The sequence below is a fragment of the Sediminivirga luteola genome (assembly GCF_014639315.1).
Lineage (GTDB): Bacteria > Actinomycetota > Actinomycetes > Actinomycetales > Brevibacteriaceae > Sediminivirga > Sediminivirga luteola.
The window spans coordinates 144,343-163,831 of record NZ_BMFY01000009.1 but is presented as its reverse complement, the minus strand read 5'-3'; the positions used below and the strand labels follow the sequence as shown (position 1 = coordinate 163,831).

The window sequence follows — 19,489 nt, the reverse complement described above, 5'->3', positions numbered from 1 at the left end:
CACTCTAGGGGGTGTGGGAGAGTAAGACGCTGCCGCAATTCTTGTTGGGGGGTCTGCCTGTGTGGGTGGGCCCCCCTTTTTTTGGTTTGTGTGTGGGTGTGTGGTGGGGGTTTCTGCCTGTGTGGTGGGTGGGGGCCTCTTCTTTTTTGTGCCTGGAATGGTGTGGCGCGGGGCTATGGTGCTTGGGGCGAGGAACGGTGCCGTGGGGGAAACCGGGCGGTGATGCCGGCCGGTCCTGACGGCAATCGCGTCAACGTTTACGCTCCGCGCACCCCGGAAGCGAAGGCGCGCTTCGCCGGCCGCTGACGTACGTGGCTCTTGGCAGGGCGTCTCATTGGCCGAGCGCAGCCGCTCACTCCTGCGTGCAGTGACCTGATCGCAGGAGTGAGCCCAGTCGGTCGTGATCCCTAGAGCGGGGTCGCTCCGGGTTCTGTGAGCCACCAACGCGCTGGCAGGCTATTGCCCGCGGCACGGTACGCGGCGAGCTCGTTAGTCCCCTCGATGAGGTTCCGGTTGCGTCACACGATGCCGATCGCACGCCAGATGCGTGCGATGACGTCGAGCTGGGCGGGGTTGTAGAGGTCGGTCATGGCCTCGATGACGGTGCGAGCGAACAGTTCCCGTTCTCGGATGCTGCCCGGGCGGGCGTCGGCGGGAAGCGGGTGCTGGGCGAGCAGGTCCGCCGTCTGGGGTGCCAGCTGTTCCGCGAGGCGGTGCCGGGTCTCCTCGTCCGCGTCCGCGGGAAGAGCGTCGAACTCCTCGGAGGCGGGTGTGCGAGCAGCGCCTTTGAGAAGGGTGCTCCAGTGTTCGTGGCCCTTGTCACCGGCGACTTGCGTGATGACCGCATACAGGGATCGATCCGCGTCGGAGAGCTCGGCGTCCTTCGCCGCGACGGCGATATCGAACGGCAGGTCCGTGCCGGTCGGCGTGCGACGTAGTTTCGCGATCTCTTCCTGCGCCAGCTGTAGCTGGGCGATGGTCTCGGCGAGGTCATCCTGCACCGCATCCAGAGTCTCGTTCAGGTCGGCGGGGTCCTGCAATACCGTCGCGATGGCCGACAGCGATAGGCCGAGGCGGGTGAGGCGGCGGATCTCCAGGAGCCGGACGAGGTGCACGGTTCGGTAGGACTTGTACCCGTTAGGCAGCCGTTCGGGCTCTTCGAGCAGTCCGATGTCGTGATAATGCCGCACTGTTCGCAGGGTGGTGCCGGCGAGCTTCGCGACCTCGCGCGTGGACCATCCCATTCCGGCCCCCTTTCTTCCCGTCCCTCTTGAGTATGCCGTAAGGGCATGGTGTCCACTGTGAGGAGTCGCCGACGGTTGGACGGCGTGACGAGCTTCGGAGGCAAGGACACAGATGGATATCAATAGGCAAGCAGGCCGCCGACGGCTGTGGATCATCTGGCCGGTCGTTGCGGCAGCGACCATGATCGGGTCCGTCGTCTGGGTGTCAGCCCAGATCGGCATCGCCTGGGTCGGAGCAGGCCTGGCGCTGTCGGTGATCGTCGTGACACCAGTGATCCTGGCGTTCCTCTGGCTGAACCGGTGGCATCGCGGGCGGCCCCGCCTTCTCGTGTCCGCGTTCGTGTGGGGTGCGAGCGTGGCCGCCTTCTGTTCGATCTGGACCCAGGCATGGTTGCATGACCTGGTCAACGTCATCTGGGGAGCGGATGTGGGGGCATGGGTGCGCCCGCTGATGATCACACCCGTGACGGAGGAGGTTCTGAAAGGGCTCTTCCTGCTTTGGCTGCTGATCTACAGGCGGCGCGAGGTCACGGGCGTGCTTGACGCGATCGTGTTCGCCGGGCTCATCGGTATCGGGTTCTCCTTCATCGAGAACAGCCTCTACTTCGGGCGTCCGCTGATGGAGGTCGTCCAATCCGGCGGTGCGGATACCGCGGCGGTCGCAACGCTGGGCGTGACTCTGTTCATGCGAGTCGCCATGGTGCCCTTCTTCCACTCCCTCATGGTCGCCATCACCGCGATTGGCATCGGCATCGCGGCACACCGTCGCGGACGGGCCGCCAAGGTTCTGCCCGTGCTCCTCGGGCTGCTGGCCGCGATCGTGCTCCACGGGATCTGGGACTGGGCGGGCCTTGCCAGCAGCGACCAGTTCCTGATCTTCAAGGTATACGGCGCCGTCATGGTTCCGGTCTTCCTCGCGGTGTTCATCGTCGCTCTCGTGCTCCGCCACCGGCAGGGACGGATGATCACCGAAGGAGCAGAAATGCTGGTCCGAGACGGGGACATCGCATCCGAGGAAGCAATGCCCCTGGCAAACCTGCGGGCCCGCCGACGCTGGCGCGCCGACATCCGTCGCCACGCGGGACGGGCCGCAGCACGAGCGGTCGCCAGATACCAGTCCGAGGCGAGCGCGCTCGCCATCCGCTTAACCCGCGGAACCCCGGCCGATCAAGACTGGCTCCCCGAACAGCGTCGCATCGTCACAGAGGCCCGGGCTGGCATCCATCATAGGAGAGCGTTTGGTCGGCTGACGCCGACACCATTCCGGACCCAGCAGTGAAGCAGTTTCGAGTCCGGTGACGCCACACGACAGGGGAGGCCCTGCTCAGGAAGAGTTTCCCCTAGGAATGCGATTCATCGATGGGCCTGGGGCGGTCAGGTCGGTGTGCTCGGCGTGGGGCTTGATCGGCGGCGGACAGGGAGAGGTGCAGGCATCGTGTCTCGTCGCTGCCCGGGATGCTGGCGTAATCGCGAAGAATGTCCTCCCGGTGGGACCAGCCCCCTCACCCAGCACTGTCGAGGGACCGCAGCACTGGGGTTCCCCGTGCCTGGGTCGCGAGCCGAGCCACTGTTCCCGGACATCTCCCCGGACTCGCGCCGGGAACGAGCATGCAGCGCTCCGCGAAGCTACTATGGAGGTATGAGCGAGAGCATTCCCGGCGCACCCGATGGCCCGCTGAACGCACCCCGTCAGGGCGGGGCCGGCACGATCGAGCGGGAGCGGCAGGAGCAGCTCGTCGAGCCCGGCGACCACGAGCGCTTCTCGCACTACGCGCCCAAGGACAAGATCATGGAGTCGATGGTCACCGGCAATCCGCTGATCGCCCTGTGCGGCAAAGTGTGGGTTCCCAGCCGTGACCCGGAAAAGTTCCCCATCTGCCCCAAGTGCAAGGAGATCTACGAGACCATGCCCGGCGGCGGGAACTCCTGACGGCCGCGCGCAGAGCCCGGCGCCATGGCGGACCGGGCCGCATCGACGTGCGTCCTCGGCACCACGCATGCGCCGGTAGTCCACAGCAGATCCCCTCGAGCACGGTGTGACGCGAACGTGAAACCATCAACGACGGCGGCAGAGAATCTCTCTCCCGCCTTTCCCGCCCGCGCGGCCTGGGGCACCGCTGGAAAGCTCCGTGCCTGGCAGGCAGAGGCGCTCGAGCAGTACTTCCACGCCTCACCGCGCGACTTCCTCACCGTGGCGACCCCGGGCGCAGGCAAGACGACCTTCGCGCTCAGGCTCGCCGCGGAGCTGCTCTCCCAGCGGGTGGTCCGGCGGGTGACCGTCGTCGCGCCGACTGAGCACCTGAAGCACCAGTGGGCCGACTCGGCCTCGCGGGTCGGTATCCGCCTGGACCCGAACTTCAAGAACAGCGACGGCAAGCACGGCGCGAGCTTCCACGGCGTCGCGCTGACCTACGCGCAGGTCGCCGCGCACCCCGCCCTGCACGCCAACCGCACCGCTGCCGGCCGCACCCTCGTCATCCTGGACGAGGTCCACCACGCCGGTGACGCGCTGTCCTGGGGTGACGCCGTCCGTGAGGCATTCGACGGAGCGACCCGGCGGCTGGCCCTGACCGGTACGCCGTTCCGCTCTGACGACGCACCCATCCCGTTCGTGGAGTACGTGCCCGACGAGGACGGGATACGCACCTCCAGCGCCGACTATTCCTACGGGTACGGCCGCGCGCTCGAGGACGGCGTGGTCCGGCCGGTCATGTTCCTGGCGTACTCCGGTGAGATGCGGTGGCGAACGCGCACCGGCGACGAGATGCGCCAGCAGCTGGGGGAGAGCGCCACCAAGGACCTCACCCAGCAGGCCTGGCGCACCGCGCTGGACCCGGAGGGCGAATGGATACCGGCGGTGCTCCGCGCCGCCGACCAGCGCCTGACCGAGGTGCGGCGCTCCGTTCCCGACGCCGGCGGTCTGGTGATCGCCACCAACCAGGAGACGGCTCGCGCCTACGCCAAGCAGCTGGAGCAGATCACGGGCGAGAAGGTCACCACCGTCCTCTCCGATGAGAAGGGCGCCTCGGCGCGCATCGACGAGTTCCAGGAGTCCGAGCGCCGCTGGATGGTCGCCGTCCGCATGGTGTCCGAGGGCGTCGACGTCCCGCGGCTCGCGGTCGGCGTGTATGCCACCTCCACCTCGACGCCGCTGTTCTTCGCGCAGGCGGTCGGCCGCTTCGTCCGGGCGCGTCGCCGCGGGGAGACCGCGTCGATCTTCCTGCCGAGCGTGCCCATCCTCCTGGCCCTCGCCAACCAGCTCGAAGTCGAACGGGACCATGTCCTGGGACGAGAGCCCGGTGAAGAAGTCGAGGAGATCCTGCTCGACGACGAATCGATGGAACAGGCACAGCGCGCCGAAGCCGCCTCCTCCGAACTGGAAGGCAGTTATGCGGCGCTCGGGTCCAGCGCGTCCTTCGACAAAGTGCTCTACGACGGCGGCGAGTTCGGCGTCGGGGGCGCGATCGGCTCCGACGACGAACTCGACTTCCTGGGCATCCCCGGTCTGCTGGAACCGGACCAGGTCGAGGCACTGCTGCGCAGCCACCAGGCCAAGCACTCCAGCCGGAAGAGCGGCGGAAGCCCGCCCCCGGACCAGGAGGAAGAGAGCAGCGAGCCCGATCACCGGGCGCTGAAGAAGCAGCGCAAGGAACTGCAGTCGCTCGTCGGCGCCTGGGCGCGCCGCTCGGGGCAGCCGCACGGCACCATCCACATGGAACTGCGTCGCCGATGCGGGGGGCCGCCGGTGGGACAGGCCAGTTACGAGCAGGTGCAGGAACGCATCGAGACCCTCCGCGGCTGGTTCGTCGGCAAGCGCTGAAGCACAGCCGCAGCTTCGGCCGCCTCAATGCTCTCCCTGCCCTGTGATGCCGGCGGCGCAGCCTCAAGGGAGGCCAAGCGGCCGCGGGCGGTCCTGCGGCGGGAACTCCACCTCCGTGAGGAGTCAGGCGCCGGCGAACCGGGTGGGAATCGCCGCCTCACCGCGCTGCAGCCGCAGCGCCTCCGCGGGAAGCTCGGCCCGGGCCGCAGCATGCCGCTCCGCCGCTGCCGCCACGCCCTGCGAGCCGATGTGCTCAGGCACGACCTCACCGTCCACCACCAGCGGAATCTGCAGCCTCCGGTAGCGCTGTTCCTCCGGCGGTTCCTGGCCGTCTCCGACGACGATGAGTTCCTCCGCGGCGGCCCCGCCCTCGTCCAGGATGCGGTACGCGCGCTTACGCCCGCCGATGGAGCTCTTCGAGCCGGCTGAGCGCTTGGCCACGTTGTGCCACTGCCCGGCGTCGTCGGTGCGGCGGACCAGCTTGTAGACGAGGCTGGCGGTCGGAGCCCCGGAACCGGTCACCAGCCGTGTACCGACGCCGTAGGCGTCCACCGGAGCCGCCGCCAGGGCGGCGATGGCGAACTCGTCCAGATCAGAGGTCACGGTGATCCCGGTCTCCGTCGCACCCAGCGCATTGAGCTCCGCCCGGACCTCGTGCGCCTGCGCCAGCAGATCACCGGAGTCCAGCCGCACGCCAGCCAGCTCGTGTCCTGCGACGTCGACGGCGGTGCGCAACGCCGTGGGCACGTCATAGGTGTCCAGCAACAGGGTCGTGTCGGTGCCCAGAGAGTCCACCTGGGCGCGGAACGCGTCCGGCTCGGTGTCGTGCAGCAGCGTGAAGGCGTGCGCTGCGGTGCCCACCGTCGGCAGCCCGTACCGGCGGCCGGCCTCCAGATTCGAGGTCGCCGTGAAACCGGCGATGACCGCCGCCCTGGCAGCGGCGACGGCGGCCTGCTCATGCGTGCGGCGGGACCCCATGTCGATGCACGGCCGGCCTCCCGCAGCCGCGGTCATCCGGGAGGCGGCAGAGGCGATCGCCGTATCGAAGTTCAACGTCGACAGCGCCAGCGTCTCCAGCACGACCGCCTCGGCGAACGTGGCCTCGACCGTGAGCAGAGGGGAGTGCGGGAAGTAGACCTCGCCCTCGGCATAGCCGTGGATCGAACCGCGGAAGGAAAAGTCCGCGAGCCAGTCGATCGTCGCCGCGTCCACCACATCGTGATCGGCGAGGAACCCCAGTTCCTCCTCCCCGAACCGGAAATCCCGCAGCTGCTCCAGGAACCGCCCCGTGCCTGCCACGACACCGTAACGGCGGCCATCGGGCAACCGGCGCGCGAACAGTTCGAAAACCGTTCGCCGCTGGGCCGCTCCAGAGCGCAGCGCCGCCTGCACCATGGTGAGTTCATACTTGTCCGTCAGCAGGGCGCTCGACGGGCGCCCGGTCCCATGGCTCATAAGCCCACATCCTAGACGACGACCTGAGGGAAGACCGACGGCGGCAGCGGAGCCGGCCTGAGGGCTATGTCGTCACGAGGGCCTGCAGTTCACGTACAGTTGAACAATGCGCTGTGCCTCACTGATGGCGGGTCCCCAGACCACCGCGGAACCGGACATCCTCAGCCGGCCGGTGGTGCAGCAGGACATCCCCTGGGTGACCATCGTCTGGAACGACCCGGTGAACCTGATGAGCTATGTGACCTATGTCTTCCAGACCTATTTCGGCTATTCCCGCGAGAAGGCGACCACGCTGATGCTGGAGGTCCACGAGAAGGGCAAGTCCGTGGTGGCCACCGGCAGCCGGGAAGAGATGGAACGCGACACCGAGGCGATGCACGGGTACGGACTCTGGGCCACCTGCCAGCGGGGTGATGCCTGAGATGGCCACCGCCTTCATGCGGCAGGGCCGTCCTGCCCGCTTCACCGCGCACCTGGAACCCGGCGAACGCAGTCTGATCGCCAGCGTGTTCTCCGACACGATCGCCCTGCTGGGAAGCGGCCGGGACGAGGGTCCGCAGGACGAGTTCTCGCGCATCGTCGGGATCAGCGAGAACACCGCGCCGCCGTCGGACCCCGCGCTGGCGCGCCTGCTGCCTGACGCCGCGCCGGACGACCCGGAACGCGCCGCCGAGTTCCGGCGCTATACCGAGGCCGGCTTGCGGGACGCCAAGATCGCCCGCCTGAAGACCGCACTGCTGACTCTGCGCCGCAGCGACCCGCTCCGGCTTGCCGAGCCCGAGGCGCAGGCCTGGCTGGCCGCGCTGACCGACGTCCGCCTCGTGCTGGCCTCGCGTATGGGCATCGAGGACGAGGACGACGTCCGCGACCTCGCCGAACGCGCCGGACGTGACCGGCACGGCAGACGCGGCGAGGACAGTGACAGTATGATCTTCGCGGTCTACGAATTCCTCACCTGGCTCCAGGAGACCCTCGCCGAGGCGCTGCTGGAAGGCCTGGAGGACGATACGACCGCGGATGACGAGGACACCCATCGCCCGGGCGGCGCGGCAGGCGCCGCCGGACCCGACTTAGGTTCCGCGGACGCCGGCGACGGAGGCGGCGGACGCGGTACCGACGAGGAGGACATATGAGGCTTACGGTGATCGGCTGCGCCGGCTCCTATCCGGGCCCGGACTCGGCCGCCAGCTGCTATCTGCTGCAGGCCGAAGCGGCGGACGGCACCACGACCAGCATCGCCCTGGATCTGGGCAACGGCGCCCTGTCCCGGCTGCAGCACCACATCGGGCTCGATCAGCTCGACGCCATCGTCCTCTCCCATCTGCATCCGGACCACTGCATGGATCTGTGCGGGATGTACGTCTACCGCACCTACCACCCGGACGTCATGAACGGCACCACCGTCCGGAGCGTCCTGCCGGTTTTCGCTCCGGAGGGCGCGAAGGAACGCCTGGAACGCGCATACCGGACCGATCCGGCCGCGCACGCCGCGGATGACGACACGGACTTCTCCGCCGCCTTCGACTTCCGGCAGCTGCGCAACCGGGAAGGATTCCGCGTGGGCCCGTTCCTCATCGAGCCGTCCCTGGTGGAGCACCCGGTGGAGGCCTATGCCCTCCGGATCACCGGCCCCGACGGAGCCGTGCTGGCTTACTCCGGGGACACCGACGCCTGCCCCGGCCTGGTGGAGGCCGCCAGAGACGCCGACGTGTTCCTATGCGAGGCGGCCTTCCAAGAGGGCCGGGACAGCGTCCGCGGTATCCATCTGACCGGCCATCGCGCCGGCCAGATCGCCACCGAGGCAGGCGCCCGCAGCCTCAGGCTCACCCACATCCCGGCCTGGACCGATCCGGAAGCGGTCCTGGCCGAGGCTGCCGGGGCCTATGCCGGGCCGCTGTCGGCCGTCCGGGTGGGGGAGCGCATCGGCGTGGGTCACGACCGGCTCGCCACCGGCTGACCCGGCGCGCGCCGATGCGCTCCGCAGGGCCCGTCGTGCCGGACCGGCTCCGCTTCCGGGCGCGGCACGGAACGAGCGCGAAGACCGCCGTGGGGCCCGGCAGCCGGGACACCGTATGCTTCCCGGCTCTCCGGGACGCTGCGGGAACCACACATCCGACGAGGAACGAGGAGAGACATGATCCGAGCCGACGGACGCGCACCGGACGAGCTGCGTGACATCCGATTCGAACGCGGCTGGCTCGACCACGCCGAGGGCAGCGTCCTGGTGAGCTTCGGCCGGACCCGGGTGCTGTGCGCCGCCTCGCTGACCGACTCGGTCCCGTCCTGGCGCAAGGGTTCCGGGCTCGGCTGGGTCACCGCCGAGTACGAGATGCTGCCGCGCTCCACGAACACCCGCAATGCCCGGGAGTCCCGCAAGGGCAAGGTGGGCGGACGCACGCATGAGATCTCGCGGCTCATCGGCAGGTCGCTGCGCGCCGCCGTCGACCTGGAGCGGCTGGGCGAGAACTCCATCGTGATCGACTGCGATGTGCTTCAGGCCGACGGCGGCACCCGCACCGCCGCGATCACCGGTGCCTGGGTCGCGCTCGCGGACGCGGTCGACTACGGCCGGCGCCGCGGGATCATCCCGGCCGCCCACGAGCCGCTCGTCGACTCCATCGCCGCCATCAGCGTCGGGATCGTCGGGGGTCAGCCGGTCCTCGACCTGCCCTATGACGAGGACTCCACAGCCGAAACGGACATGAACGTGGTGATGACCGGTTCGGGCCGGTTCGTGGAGGTGCAGGGCACCGCGGAGGGAGTCCCGTTCGACCGCGGCGAGCTCGGGGCGCTGCTGGACCTGGCGGAGAAGGGGTGCGCAAGGCTCACCGAGCTGCAGAAGGCCGCCCGCGAGGAGGACGCATGACGACCACCGTCGCGGTCGCCACCCACAACGCGCACAAGCTCGGCGAACTGCGCGCGATCCTCGGCCCCGCACTGGGGGAGCGCGCGCGGCTGGTCTCCGCAGCGGAGCTCGACGCCGCCGAACCCGTGGAAGACGGCGTGACGTTCGCCGAGAACGCGCTGAAGAAGGCGCGCGCCCTCAGCCAGGCGCACGGCGTGATCGCCATCGCCGACGACTCGGGCCTCAGCGTGGACGTGCTCGGCGGCGCACCCGGCATCTTCTCCGCGCGCTGGGCGGGCCGGCACGGCGACGACGCCGCGAACCTGGATCTGCTGCTGGCGCAGCTGGCGGACATCGCCGATGAGCACCGGGCGGCGGCGTTCGTGTGCAGCGCGGCGCTCGTGTTCCCCGACGGCAGGGAGCAGGTGTTCGAAGGAAGGCTCGCCGGGCGCCTGGCACATGCCAGACGCGGTACCGGCGGGTTCGGCTACGATCCGATCCTGCTGCTGCAGGAAGACGGCGAGTACCGGCGCAGCGTGGCCGAACTCGCGCCGGAGGAGAAGAACGCCATCTCGCACCGTGCCAGGGCGTTCGTGCCTCTCGCGGAATCGCTCTCCGCTCAGCTGCCCTGATTGGCCTGAACGGGTTCATGGCCTCGTGGCGACGCTGTGCCGGTGAAGCATGCTGTGCCCGTGGGAGATGCTGCCTCCCGGCATGTGTGCCGTGTGCCCTGGGACGCGTTGCCTGAGCCCGGCCTGCGCGCCGGGGGGGTGCCCGGGCACGCGCAGCCGGATGAACGAGGGGCGCGGAAACCTGTACGGTGTCCGCGCCCCTCGTCATTCCCTCCGGGCAGTGCCAGTGTCTGCGGCGGGGGGGGGGGTCCTGGCGGGGATTCCGCCTAGTTGAACTCGACGGTGACGCTGTCGCCCTCGATGGTGACCGAGCCGCTCATCTCGAAGTCGGCGTCCCGGGTGCCGTACCAGGTTCCGCCGCTGTGCTCGCGGGAGTCCGCTTCGAAGTTCCAGGAGCCGGCGTCGGCGGTGAAGAACGTCGCCCGGGTCGGATCGTTGAGATACACCTCGATCTGCGGCTTGGACTTCACCTCGATCTGCACGTTCTCCGCGTCATCGGCCACATCGGATCCCGACTGGAAGATGAACGGGCAACCGTCCTGCCGTTCCGTACGCACCTCGGTCACCTCGGCGCACTCGTCGACCTTCTCGTCCACCTGCCGCTGGACCTCGTCGGTCAGTTCCTGAGTGGGGTTGGCGTCCACGTTCAGCGTCGTCGGCTGGGGCGCCTCCGAGTCGGCGAAGGCCACGGTCGCGCTGTCACCGGTCGCCTCCACGAAACTGGACGACTCCACGCCCACCTCGTAGGTGCCGGGATAAACGGCGTACTCGACCTCGCCGCCCTCGGACTCGACCTCCAGCGGTTCCCCGTTGAGCGTGGCGGGCAGGCCCTGCGGCACCGGCACCGTGATGGTGGACAGGGTCGGGCCGTTGAGCACCCAGTTGTCGAAGAACAGACCCTGGCGGCCGTCCCGCACGGCGGTGAGCACCAGATCGTAGGTCTCCTCGCCGAGCCGGTAGGTGGCGTTGATGGTGGCGTTGTCGCCGTCGACAGTCGTCTCAACGACCTCCGCGTCGGTGACGGTCGTCTCGCTCGCATTCGCGTAGCGCGGATCCAGCAGTTCCTCCGAGGCGCTGTTGGGCACGACCGGCGCCGCGAGCTCACTCGCCCGCGCCAGATCGCCCTCCTCCAGCGCGCCCAGGTACTCGGTGGCGATGCGGTCCGGTCCGTACTGGTTGCGGTTGACCGTGTTGACCACCAGCAGTCCCACGACCACCAGGATGACGACCAGGCCGACGGCGATGAGGGAGAAGATGAGTGGCTTGTTGGACTTCTTTTTCTTCTTGGTGGCGGCCGGCCCGAACTGGCCCGGTGCCTGGCCGTATCCGCCGGCCGTGGCGGCGAAAGGCGCAGCACCCGGCTGCGGCGATCCGTAGCCCTGTTCCTGCTGGGGCTCGTACGGAGGGCTCTGCGGTGCCTGCTCGCCATAAGGTCCCTGGCCGTAGCCCGGTGCGTAGGGCTGACCCTGTGGCTGGGAACCGTAACCCTGCTGATCGTAGGGCTGCGCCTGCGGCTGGGAACCGTACGCAGGATCGTAGGACTGACCCTGGCCGTACTGGGCATCCTGCTGCGGCTGACCCTGGCCGTGCTGTCCGCCGCCGTAAGGATCCTGTCCATATGACTGCCCCGGCTGCTGGCCGTACGGGGACTCCGGTCCCGGCTGTCCCTGCTGGCCCTGTTGTCCATAGGACTGGGCCGGCTGAGACCCGTACTGGGGGTCGTGCTGCGGCGGCTGGGGCTGGGATCCATAGGGCCCGCCCGGGCCATCCGGGCCGTGGGGCGGCATGGGCGGCGGGCCGGGGACGCCGGAGTTCATGGCTTCTCCCTAAGGGGGACGGTGGTCTGGCTCATAAGTCAAGGCCAAGTTAACATGTGCGCTGGCCGCGATGTGCAGAGACGACTCAGTGTATCGAAACTGACACTGGACCGTTGCATGCCGTGATTCCGCGGGTCCTCGTACCGCTCGGGACTGCGGCCCCCGCATGCCCCGGAACTGTGATCTGCACCGGCGCCGTGCCCCGATCCGCGCCGCCTCGGAGTGTCATGACCGGTCTGGACGCCGGGACGGAGGACGATGGAGGCAGTATGAACGCTTCCTCCGCACATCGCTCCCTGCAGCGCTCGCCCTGGACCCTCGCGGCCCTCGAAGCCGTCACGGCATGGGGCCTGCTGGCCGTGGCCGCGTTCCTGCTGGGGCTGGCGCAGTGGTTCTGGATGCAGGGCGAGGACGTCCGGCTTTCGGCGGTGCCGGGGAACGCCGCCACCCTCGTCGCGGCCGCGTTCGGGCTGCCGGTGGCTTTGCCGAGCGGGACTTTCTCCCTTTTCTCTCCCGTGCTGGCGCTCCTGCCCGCTCTGGTGCTCTACCGAGCCGCTCGCCGCACCGCCGAGGCGCTCACCCACAACGCGCTCCGGGCCGGCGCCGCGCTGTGGCCGGTCCCGGCCGCCGCAGGCACACTCGTCGCCGTCTCCCTGCTCGTGCTCGCCGGTGCGGGGGCTCTGGCCGGTGCGTTCACCGACCCCGAGCCGCTCACCGCGTCCCGTGCCGCGATCGTCGTGGTCGTGGCGGTCACACTGGGGATGGCTGCCCGCCTCCCTCACCTCGGGGCGGCGCCGACTCCGCGGGAGATCGTCCGCGGATCGCTCGGCGACAGGCTGGGAGAGGACCTCGCCGCCACGCTGGGCTCGGGGCTGCGCTCGGCCAGGGACATCGCCGCCGGTGTCCTCCTGCTGGCCGTCGTCGTCACCGGCGGGGCGCTATGGGCCGGATGGGCCGGCGTGGTTGAGATCCAGTCCGCCTATGAGGCGGGAGCGGCGGGAGTGGCGGCGATGACCGCCCTGCAGGCCCTGTTCTTCACCGTCCCGCTCGCCTGGGCCACCGCCTGGATGACCGGGGCCGGCTTCACGGTCGGGGAAGGCACTCGCTACCACCTGCTGGATGTCACCACCGGCCCGCTGCCGGCGATTCCCGCACTGGCGGCACTGCCCCAGGGCGAGCAGCCCTGGGGCTGGGCGGGCCCCGTGCTGCTGCTCGTCGCAGGTGCCGTGCTCGCCTGGCGGAGGCTCCGCGGCGAACCGGGGCGGTACTGGGCGGTGGCCGCCTTGACGGTGGCCCTGTTCCTCGGCGGGGCGTTCTGGTCGTTGCTCGGTTCCGGCAGCCTCGGCCCGGGCCGGCTGGCGGAGGTCGGCAGCCCCTTCTGGCTCGCGGGACTCACCCTGGCCGTACCGCCCGGGCTCGGCGCCGTGACTGTGCTGGCGGTGCACGACCGGCGCACCCGGATCCAGGACGGCTGGGAACGCCTGGGCAGCAGCGCGGGGGAGCGGCGCGAGCAGGTCCGCGAAGCGCTCCGGCAGAAGCTCGGCTGAGGACGCAGGCGAAGACCCGGGCAGGCGGAGCCGCGACGCGGTCTGCGCTGCCCCGCAGGGGATGGCGGACCGTCCGGGCCCCTGGTGCCTCAGCGCGGTGGAAGCCGGCAGCGGCGGCAAGCACTGGAGCCGTCCGGAGCGCGCGCGATCCCGCGTGTCCTCCTTGCCCGCTTGCCCGCCCGGGCGCATGAGATTGCCCGCCCGGGCGGGTGGGAGGTCAGGCGCGCCCGAACCGGTGGCGGGGACGGAGGGTGGTGAGCGGGCCGGTCAGGGCGCCGACGGGGCTCCCGGCATCTGCAGTAGCCGGCCGGTCATGTCCTCCAGCTGCTGGACGTACTGCTCCTGGCAGTGGCGGGTCCCGGTCTCCGTGACCGCGCCGGAAAGGCAGGTCTCGTACTGGGACTGGATCGGCCAGACCACCGCCATCGCCGTGGCCTGCAGGCCCATCCACCCGGCCAGGAACGCGCCGATGAGCACCATCATCGGCACCGCGGGCCCGGTCTTGGCACGGATCGCCAGCACGACCACGTAGATGCCGTAGCCGAAGGCGCCCAGGGCGAAGACGATCGCGGCCAGCTTCCACGGCAGCGGGTAGTTCGCCGTCAGCAGCGCGCCGAAGACCAGCAGTGAGAACACCAGCACCCCGCGGGAGACCCGGAGCGCCTGGCGGCGGCCGGGGTCCTGCTCGTCGTTGCCGGGAGAGGTCGTCTTGTCGCTGCGAGGCGCCGATGGTGTGGTCACCGTCCCAAGTCTGCCAGGCCCGCCCACGCCCGCGTCGTCACGACGCACCGGGCAGGCGCCGGCAGGACGGGTTTGGCAGTGCCGCGCGGCGCGGCATCGGCGCGATAGACTTGGCTTCCGTGCGCTGCGTCATTCTTGCCTCCGGCTCCGGAACCCTCACCCAGGCGGTCCTGGACGCTTTCCCCGCGGGCCGGCCCGGCACCGGCGTGGACGTCGTGGCCGTCGGCAGCGATCAGCCCGGGGCCGGCGCCCTGGAACGGGCCGAGCGGGCGGGACTTCCGACGTTCTGCGAGCCCCTGCCGCGCGGCGCGACCGCAGCTGAACGGGCGAGCTGGAACGAGCGCCTGGCGCGCAGCACTGCAGCTCACCGGCCCGACTGGGTCGTCTCGGCCGGGTTCATGCGCATCCTCGGCCCGGCGTTCCTGGAAGCCTTCCCGGACCGGATCATCAACACCCACCCGGCGCTGCTGCCCTCTTTCCCCGGCGCCCACGCCGTCCGGGACGCGCTCGCCCACGGCGTGAAGGTCACCGGATCCACCATCCACCTGCTCGACGGCGGAGTCGACACCGGGCCGATCATCGCCCAGGTGCCCGTGCCGGTGCTGCCCGGAGACGACGAGGCGAGCCTGCACGAGAGGATCCGCGAAGTGGAGCGCGCCGAACTGGTCGAGGTGCTGCGCTTCCTGGCCGAGGGGGAACTGACGGTCGAAGGCAGGCACACCCGCGGGTATCCGCCAGCGGAGCGCGAATGAACCCGCAGGTCAGGCAGCCGGGGCAGCGCGGACCGGGCAGATCAGGGCACGGACCGCGCTCCACGGCCCCGAAGACGTGAGAAACCCGCACACAGCAGAAACGGAGAGAGCGTGAGCGACACCCGACCCATCCGCCGAGCACTCGTCTCGGTCTACGACAAGACCGGCCTGGAGGACCTCGCCCGGGGGCTGCACGCCCACGGCGTGGCGCTGGTCTCCACCGGCTCGACGGCCTCGAAGATCGAGGAAGCGGGCGTGCCGGTCACCCGGGTGGAGGAGCTCACCGGCTTCCCCGAGTGCCTCGACGGCCGCGTGAAGACACTGCACCCGCGCGTGCACGCCGGCATTCTCGCCGACACCCGCAAACCCGAGCATCTGGCCCAGCTGGAGGACCTGGGCATCGAAGCCTTCGATCTCGTGGTCGGCAACCTCTACCCGTTCACCCAGACCGTCGCCAGCGGCGCCGGCGAGGACGAGTGCATCGAGCAGATCGACATCGGCGGCCCCTCCATGGTCCGCGCGGCGGCGAAGAACGCGCACTCCGTGGCGATCGTCGTCGATCCCGCCCAGTACGACGATCTGCTCCAGGCGGTGGCGCAGGGCGGCTACGACTACCCGCAGCGCCGGGCGCTGGCGGCCAAGGCGTTCGCCCACACCGCCGCCTACGATGCGGCCGTCGCCAGCTGGCTGGCCGGACGGGTGGCCGAGGCCGTCTCGGGTGAGGAGCCGGCGGAAGACGAGGTGGCCCCCGAGTTCGTCGGCCTGGCCTACCAGGGCGGGCAGGCGCTGCGGTACGGGGAGAACCCCCACCAGCGGGCCGCGGTCTACACCGCCCCGGCCGGTGGCGGGCTCGCCGGCGCCCGCCTGCTGGGCGGTAAGGCGATGTCCTACAACAACTACGTCGACACCGACGCGGCGATGCGGGCCGCCTATGACTTCGCCGAGCCCGCCGCGGCCATCATCAAGCACGCCAATCCCTGCGGCATCGCCGTCGGCGCGGACATCGCCGAGGCCCACGCCCGCGCGCACGCCTGTGACCCGGTGTCCGCCTACGGCGGCGTGATCGCCGTGAACCGGCCTGTCACGGCGGCGCTCGCCGAAAGCATCGCCCCGATCTTCACCGAGGTCGTGGCGGCGCCGTCCTTCGAGCCCGCGGCGCTGGAGATCCTCGGGCGGAAGAAGAACCTGCGGCTCCTGGAGACCGGCGAGGTCGAGGCTCCCGCTCAGGAGTTCCGGCAGATCTCCGGCGGGCTGCTGGTCCAGGACCGCGACCGGTTCCAGGCGCCCGGAGACGATCCGGCCACCTGGACGCAGGTCAGCGGCGAACCCGCCGATGAGGCACTGCTGGCCGAGCTCGCCTTCGCCTGGCGGGCCAGCCGCGCGGTGAAGTCCAATGCGATCCTCCTGGCCAAGGACGGTGCCTCCGTGGGCATCGGCATGGGCCAGGTCAACCGGGTGGACTCGTGCCGCCTGGCGGTCGAGCGCGCCGGGGCCGAACGTGCCGCAGGTGCGGTCGCTGCCTCCGACGCCTTCTTCCCCTTCGCTGACGGCTTGCAGATCCTGCTGGACGCCGGCGTGCGGGCCGTCGTGCACCCCGGCGGTTCCATCCGTGACGAGGAGACCACCGAAGCCGCCCGGAAGGCCGGTGCGGTGCTGTTCACGACGGGAACCCGCCATTTCTTCCACTGAACGTCGTCGCAGCCGGTTCGCCGCGTGGGCGGGGCGCTTTGCGCATCCCACCCGCGGGGACTGGCTGCTCGCCGTGATCCTGGCCGGTATCGTGGCCGCCGCCGTGCTCGTGGTCCTCTCGGGCTTCCGCGCCGGCGGCTATGTGCTGGCCGGTGTGCTGGCGGTGCTCGGCCTGCTGCGCCTGCTTCCGGGCAGCTGGGGCGAGATGTTCGCGGTGCGCAGGACACGGCTGCTGGACGTCGCGACGATGCTGCTGCTGGCAGCCGGCATCGGCGTCCTGGCCTCGCAGGTGCCCGGCCCGGCCGGGTAGGCGGGGCGCCGTCTGGGGTCCTTGTTTCCGGGCGTGTGCACTATCTCCCGGTGAGTTCACGCGGAATCAGTGCACCAGCCTGGAAACAGTGCTGCGGGGTGCTCAGAGCTTCTCGATGGGCGCATAGCGCAGCAGCAGCCGCTTGACGCCCTCGGAGCCGAAGTCCACCGTCGCGATGCTCTTATCGCCTTCGCCGCTGACCTCCTGCACCGTGCCCAGGCCGAAGGCGTCGTGGCTGACGCGGTCGCCGGGGGAGACGCTGATCACGGCGCGATTCGGGTCGATGCGGTTGCGGAAGCCTGCCGATGAGGCGCGTGGCGGTGCCGAACCTGCCCCGCCGCCGCGCGAACCGGCCCGTCCCAGGCCGAAGCCCGGCTGGGAGTAGTCCGAGCCGGGCAGCCGCAGATCGCTGCCCAGTCGTCGCCATTCGAGCAGGTCCTCGGGAATCTCGCCCAGGAACCTGCTGGGCGGGTTGTACTGCGGCTGGCCCCACAGGCTGCGGGTCTGAGCCCGGGTCAGGTACAGCCGCTTGCGGGCCCGGGTGAGCCCCACATACGCCAGACGACGTTCCTCCGCCAGCTCGGTCGGATCGGAGAAGGCACGGCTGTGCGGGAACGAGCCGTCCTCCAGACCGGTGAGGAACACCACCGGGAATTCCAGGCCCTTCGCGGTGTGGAGCGTCATGAGCGTCACGACGCCGTTCTCCTCGTCCGGGATCTGATCGGCGTCGGCCACCAGGGAGACCTGCTCCAGGAAGTCCGCCAGGCCCGCCTCCGGGCGGGAGGCGTGGAACTCCTCCATCACCGCCATCAGCTCGGCCAGGTTCTCCACCCGGGACTCGTCCTGCGGGTCCTGGCTGGCGCGCAGCCCGGCCAGATAGCCGGTCTGCTCCAGCACCGCCTCCAGCACCCGCGCCGGTTGCGTCGTGGCGCTCAGTTCCCGCAGATCGTCGAGCAGCTGGACGAAGGACAGCACCGGCTTGACGCTCCGGGACGCCAGCCCCGGCACTTCTTCGACCCGGCGCAGCGCCTGGGCGAAGGAGACCCGTTCCCGTTCGGCGAACGCCGCGACGGCGCCCTCGGTCCGTGCCCCGATCGAGCGCTTGGGCTCGTTGAGGATCCGGCGCAGGTTGACGGTGTCCTCCGGGTTGCTCAGCACCCGCAGGTAGGCGAGCGCGTCCTTGATCTCCTTGCGCTCGTAGAATCGGGTGCCGCCCACCACGCGGTAGGGCAGGCCCACCCGGATGAGGACCTCCTCCACCGCGCGGGACTGCGCGTTGGTGCGGTAGAAGACCGCCACATCGCCGTAGCCGCCGATGACGCCCTCGTCCGAGAGACGGTCGATCTCGTCGGCGATGAACTGCGCCTCGTCGTGTTCGTTGTCGGCCGTGTACCCGACGATCTTCTCTCCGGCGCCGCGGTCGGTCCACAGCCGCTTCTCCCGCCGGTCCGGGTTGCGGGCGATGACGGCGTTCGCCGCCGAGAGGATGTTCTGGGTGGAGCGGTAGTTCTGCTCCAGCATGATGGTGCGGGCCTGCGGGAAGTCCTTCTCGAACTCGATGATGTTCCTGATGGTCGCCCCGCGGAAGGCGTAGATGGACTGATCCGCGTCGCCGACGACCGTCAGCTCCGCCATCGGCGTCTCCGCTCCTGCCGTGCCGCCGGGCCTGACGGGGGAGTCCCCGTCGGCCCCGACCAGTTCGCGGATGAGCGCGTACTGCGCGGAGTTGGTGTCCTGGTACTCGTCCACCAGCACGTGCCGGAAACGGCGGTGGTAGTGCTCCGCGACCTGGGGGAAAGCGCGGAACAGATGCACCGTCGTCATGATCAGATCGTCGAAGTCGAAGGCGTTCGCCTCCCGCAGCCGCGCCTCGTACCGGCGGTACACCTGGGCGATCGCCTGCTCCATCGGGTTGCTCTCGCTCGCCGCCGCGCTGAACGCATCCGCGTCCACCAAGTCGTTCTTCGCCTGGGAGATCCGGTTGGCCAGGGTCTTGGGCGGGAACCGCTTGGGATCCAGATCCGCCTCCCGGGCGCACAACGTCACCAGGCGCAGCGCATCGGCGGCGTCGTAGATGGAGAAGGTCGAACGCAGCCCCAGGTGCTGGGCCTCGCGGCGCAGGATCCGCACGCATGCCGAATGGAAGGTGGAGATCCACATGGCGTTGGCCGCAGGGCCCACCTGGGCGGCGATGCGCTCCTTCATCTCCGCGGCGGCCTTGTTGGTGAAGGTGATCGCCAGCACCTGTCCCGGCTGCGCCCGGCCCGAGGCCAGCAGCTGCGCGATCCGGCGGGTGAGCACCGTCGTCTTGCCGGACCCCGCCCCGGCGACGATCAGCAGGGGACTGCCGCTGTGCAGCACCGCCTCGCGCTGCTCCGGGTTGAGACCGGCGAGCAGATCCTCGGGGTTCACCGCGGCACGCGTCCCCGCCTCACCGGGGCCGGCGGGGCCGGAGCGCTCCGCCGCGGGCCGGTCGCCCGTGCCGTCCGTGCCCGGGGATGCCCCGGGCTCCGAGGGTGCCCCCAGACCGGGGAGCGTGGCAGCGGGAGAGGCGCCCCGGGCGGGCGGCAGAGGCAGGTCGTCGAAGAGAGAACTCATGATCCCTCCAGCCTAGCGAAGGGCGCGGACAACGCGCTG

At 70.2% G+C, this 19,489-nt stretch carries 17 protein-coding genes; 12 read left to right on the top strand and 5 right to left on the bottom strand.

Annotation, left to right across the window (positions count from 1 at the left end; all coding sequences use genetic code 11):
• Nucleotides 1-518: 518 nt before the first annotated feature.
• Nucleotides 519-1,244: a MerR family transcriptional regulator gene (locus IEW13_RS11370; protein WP_188551029.1), complete on the bottom strand. Its 726-nt coding sequence runs from the start codon at nucleotides 1,242-1,244 to the stop codon at nucleotides 519-521.
• Between the two features lie 181 nt (nucleotides 1,245-1,425).
• Here IEW13_RS11370 and IEW13_RS11365 point away from each other — a divergent pair, with 181 nt between their 5' ends.
• The 3 genes from IEW13_RS11365 (at nucleotide 1,426) to IEW13_RS11355 (ending at nucleotide 5,064) form a co-directional block, all read left to right on the top strand.
• The gene (locus IEW13_RS11365) at nucleotides 1,426-2,523 is read left to right on the top strand and encodes a PrsW family intramembrane metalloprotease (protein WP_188551028.1); all 1,098 of its coding nucleotides are present in this window, start codon (nucleotides 1,426-1,428) and stop codon (nucleotides 2,521-2,523) included.
• Nucleotides 2,524-2,883: 360 nt separating this feature from the next.
• Nucleotides 2,884-3,174 (top strand): DUF3039 domain-containing protein, encoded by a 291-nt coding sequence (locus tag IEW13_RS11360; protein WP_188551027.1) that lies wholly within the window; start codon nucleotides 2,884-2,886, stop codon nucleotides 3,172-3,174.
• A 117-nt stretch (nucleotides 3,175-3,291) separates the two neighbouring features.
• Nucleotides 3,292-5,064: a DEAD/DEAH box helicase gene (locus tag IEW13_RS11355; protein ID WP_229745102.1), complete on the top strand. Its 1,773-nt coding sequence runs from the start codon at nucleotides 3,292-3,294 to the stop codon at nucleotides 5,062-5,064.
• Nucleotides 5,065-5,187: 123 nt separating this feature from the next.
• On the opposite strand, the gene IEW13_RS11350 is transcribed toward IEW13_RS11355, so the two are convergent.
• A complete protein-coding gene (locus IEW13_RS11350) occupies nucleotides 5,188-6,519 on the bottom strand; it encodes a nicotinate phosphoribosyltransferase (protein WP_188551025.1) in 1,332 nt (443 codons plus the stop codon).
• Nucleotides 6,520-6,643: 124 nt separating this feature from the next.
• On the opposite strand from IEW13_RS11350, the gene clpS reads away from it, so the two are divergent.
• From clpS to rdgB, 5 genes are all read left to right on the top strand, one after another.
• Nucleotides 6,644-6,940: an ATP-dependent Clp protease adapter ClpS gene (gene clpS, locus IEW13_RS11345; protein ID WP_188551046.1), complete on the top strand. Its 297-nt coding sequence runs from the start codon at nucleotides 6,644-6,646 to the stop codon at nucleotides 6,938-6,940.
• A gap of 1 nt (nucleotide 6,941) precedes the next feature.
• Nucleotides 6,942-7,652, top strand: coding sequence for a DUF2017 domain-containing protein (locus tag IEW13_RS11340; protein ID WP_188551024.1), 711 nt, complete (start codon nucleotides 6,942-6,944; stop codon nucleotides 7,650-7,652).
• On the top strand, nucleotides 7,649-8,476 hold the full coding sequence (locus IEW13_RS11335) for an MBL fold metallo-hydrolase (protein WP_188551023.1): 828 nt from the start codon (nucleotides 7,649-7,651) through the stop codon (nucleotides 8,474-8,476). The genes IEW13_RS11340 and IEW13_RS11335 overlap by 4 nt, the downstream gene beginning before the upstream one ends.
• A 177-nt stretch (nucleotides 8,477-8,653) precedes the next feature.
• Complete coding sequence (rph, locus tag IEW13_RS11330) at nucleotides 8,654-9,385, top strand: ribonuclease PH (RefSeq protein WP_272905385.1); 732 nt, start codon at nucleotides 8,654-8,656, stop codon at nucleotides 9,383-9,385.
• A complete protein-coding gene (gene rdgB, locus IEW13_RS11325; RefSeq protein ID WP_188551022.1) occupies nucleotides 9,382-9,996 on the top strand; it encodes an RdgB/HAM1 family non-canonical purine NTP pyrophosphatase in 615 nt (204 codons plus the stop codon). The genes rph and rdgB overlap by 4 nt, the downstream gene beginning before the upstream one ends.
• Before the next feature lie 266 nt (nucleotides 9,997-10,262).
• On the opposite strand, the gene IEW13_RS11320 is transcribed toward rdgB, so the two are convergent.
• Entirely contained in the window at nucleotides 10,263-11,813 is a 1,551-nt protein-coding gene (locus IEW13_RS11320) for a hypothetical protein (protein WP_188551021.1), read from the bottom strand.
• Nucleotides 11,814-12,082: 269 nt separating this feature from the next.
• Here IEW13_RS11320 and IEW13_RS11315 point away from each other — a divergent pair, with 269 nt between their 5' ends.
• Nucleotides 12,083-13,360, top strand: a complete 1,278-nt coding sequence (locus IEW13_RS11315) for a cell division protein PerM (RefSeq protein WP_188551020.1) — start codon at nucleotides 12,083-12,085, stop codon at nucleotides 13,358-13,360.
• Between the two features lie 267 nt (nucleotides 13,361-13,627).
• Here the strand turns inward: IEW13_RS11315 and IEW13_RS11310 are convergent, their stop codons facing one another.
• Nucleotides 13,628-14,101, bottom strand: a complete 474-nt coding sequence (locus tag IEW13_RS11310; protein ID WP_188551019.1) for a hypothetical protein — start codon at nucleotides 14,099-14,101, stop codon at nucleotides 13,628-13,630.
• Between the two features lie 119 nt (nucleotides 14,102-14,220).
• On the opposite strand from IEW13_RS11310, the gene purN reads away from it, so the two are divergent.
• The 3 genes from purN (at nucleotide 14,221) to IEW13_RS11295 (ending at nucleotide 16,852) form a co-directional block, all read left to right on the top strand.
• Nucleotides 14,221-14,853, top strand: coding sequence for a phosphoribosylglycinamide formyltransferase (gene purN, locus IEW13_RS11305; protein WP_229745101.1), 633 nt, complete (start codon nucleotides 14,221-14,223; stop codon nucleotides 14,851-14,853).
• A 111-nt stretch (nucleotides 14,854-14,964) separates the two neighbouring features.
• A complete protein-coding gene (purH, locus tag IEW13_RS11300; RefSeq protein WP_188551017.1) occupies nucleotides 14,965-16,542 on the top strand; it encodes a bifunctional phosphoribosylaminoimidazolecarboxamide formyltransferase/IMP cyclohydrolase in 1,578 nt (525 codons plus the stop codon).
• 73 nt (nucleotides 16,543-16,615) lie between these two features.
• Nucleotides 16,616-16,852 (top strand): DUF3017 domain-containing protein, encoded by a 237-nt coding sequence (locus IEW13_RS11295; RefSeq protein ID WP_188551016.1) that lies wholly within the window; start codon nucleotides 16,616-16,618, stop codon nucleotides 16,850-16,852.
• 102 nt (nucleotides 16,853-16,954) lie between these two features.
• Here the strand turns inward: IEW13_RS11295 and pcrA are convergent, their stop codons facing one another.
• The gene (pcrA, locus tag IEW13_RS11290) at nucleotides 16,955-19,450 is read right to left on the bottom strand and encodes a DNA helicase PcrA (RefSeq protein ID WP_188551015.1); all 2,496 of its coding nucleotides are present in this window, start codon (nucleotides 19,448-19,450) and stop codon (nucleotides 16,955-16,957) included.
• Nucleotides 19,451-19,489: the final 39 nt, after the last annotated feature.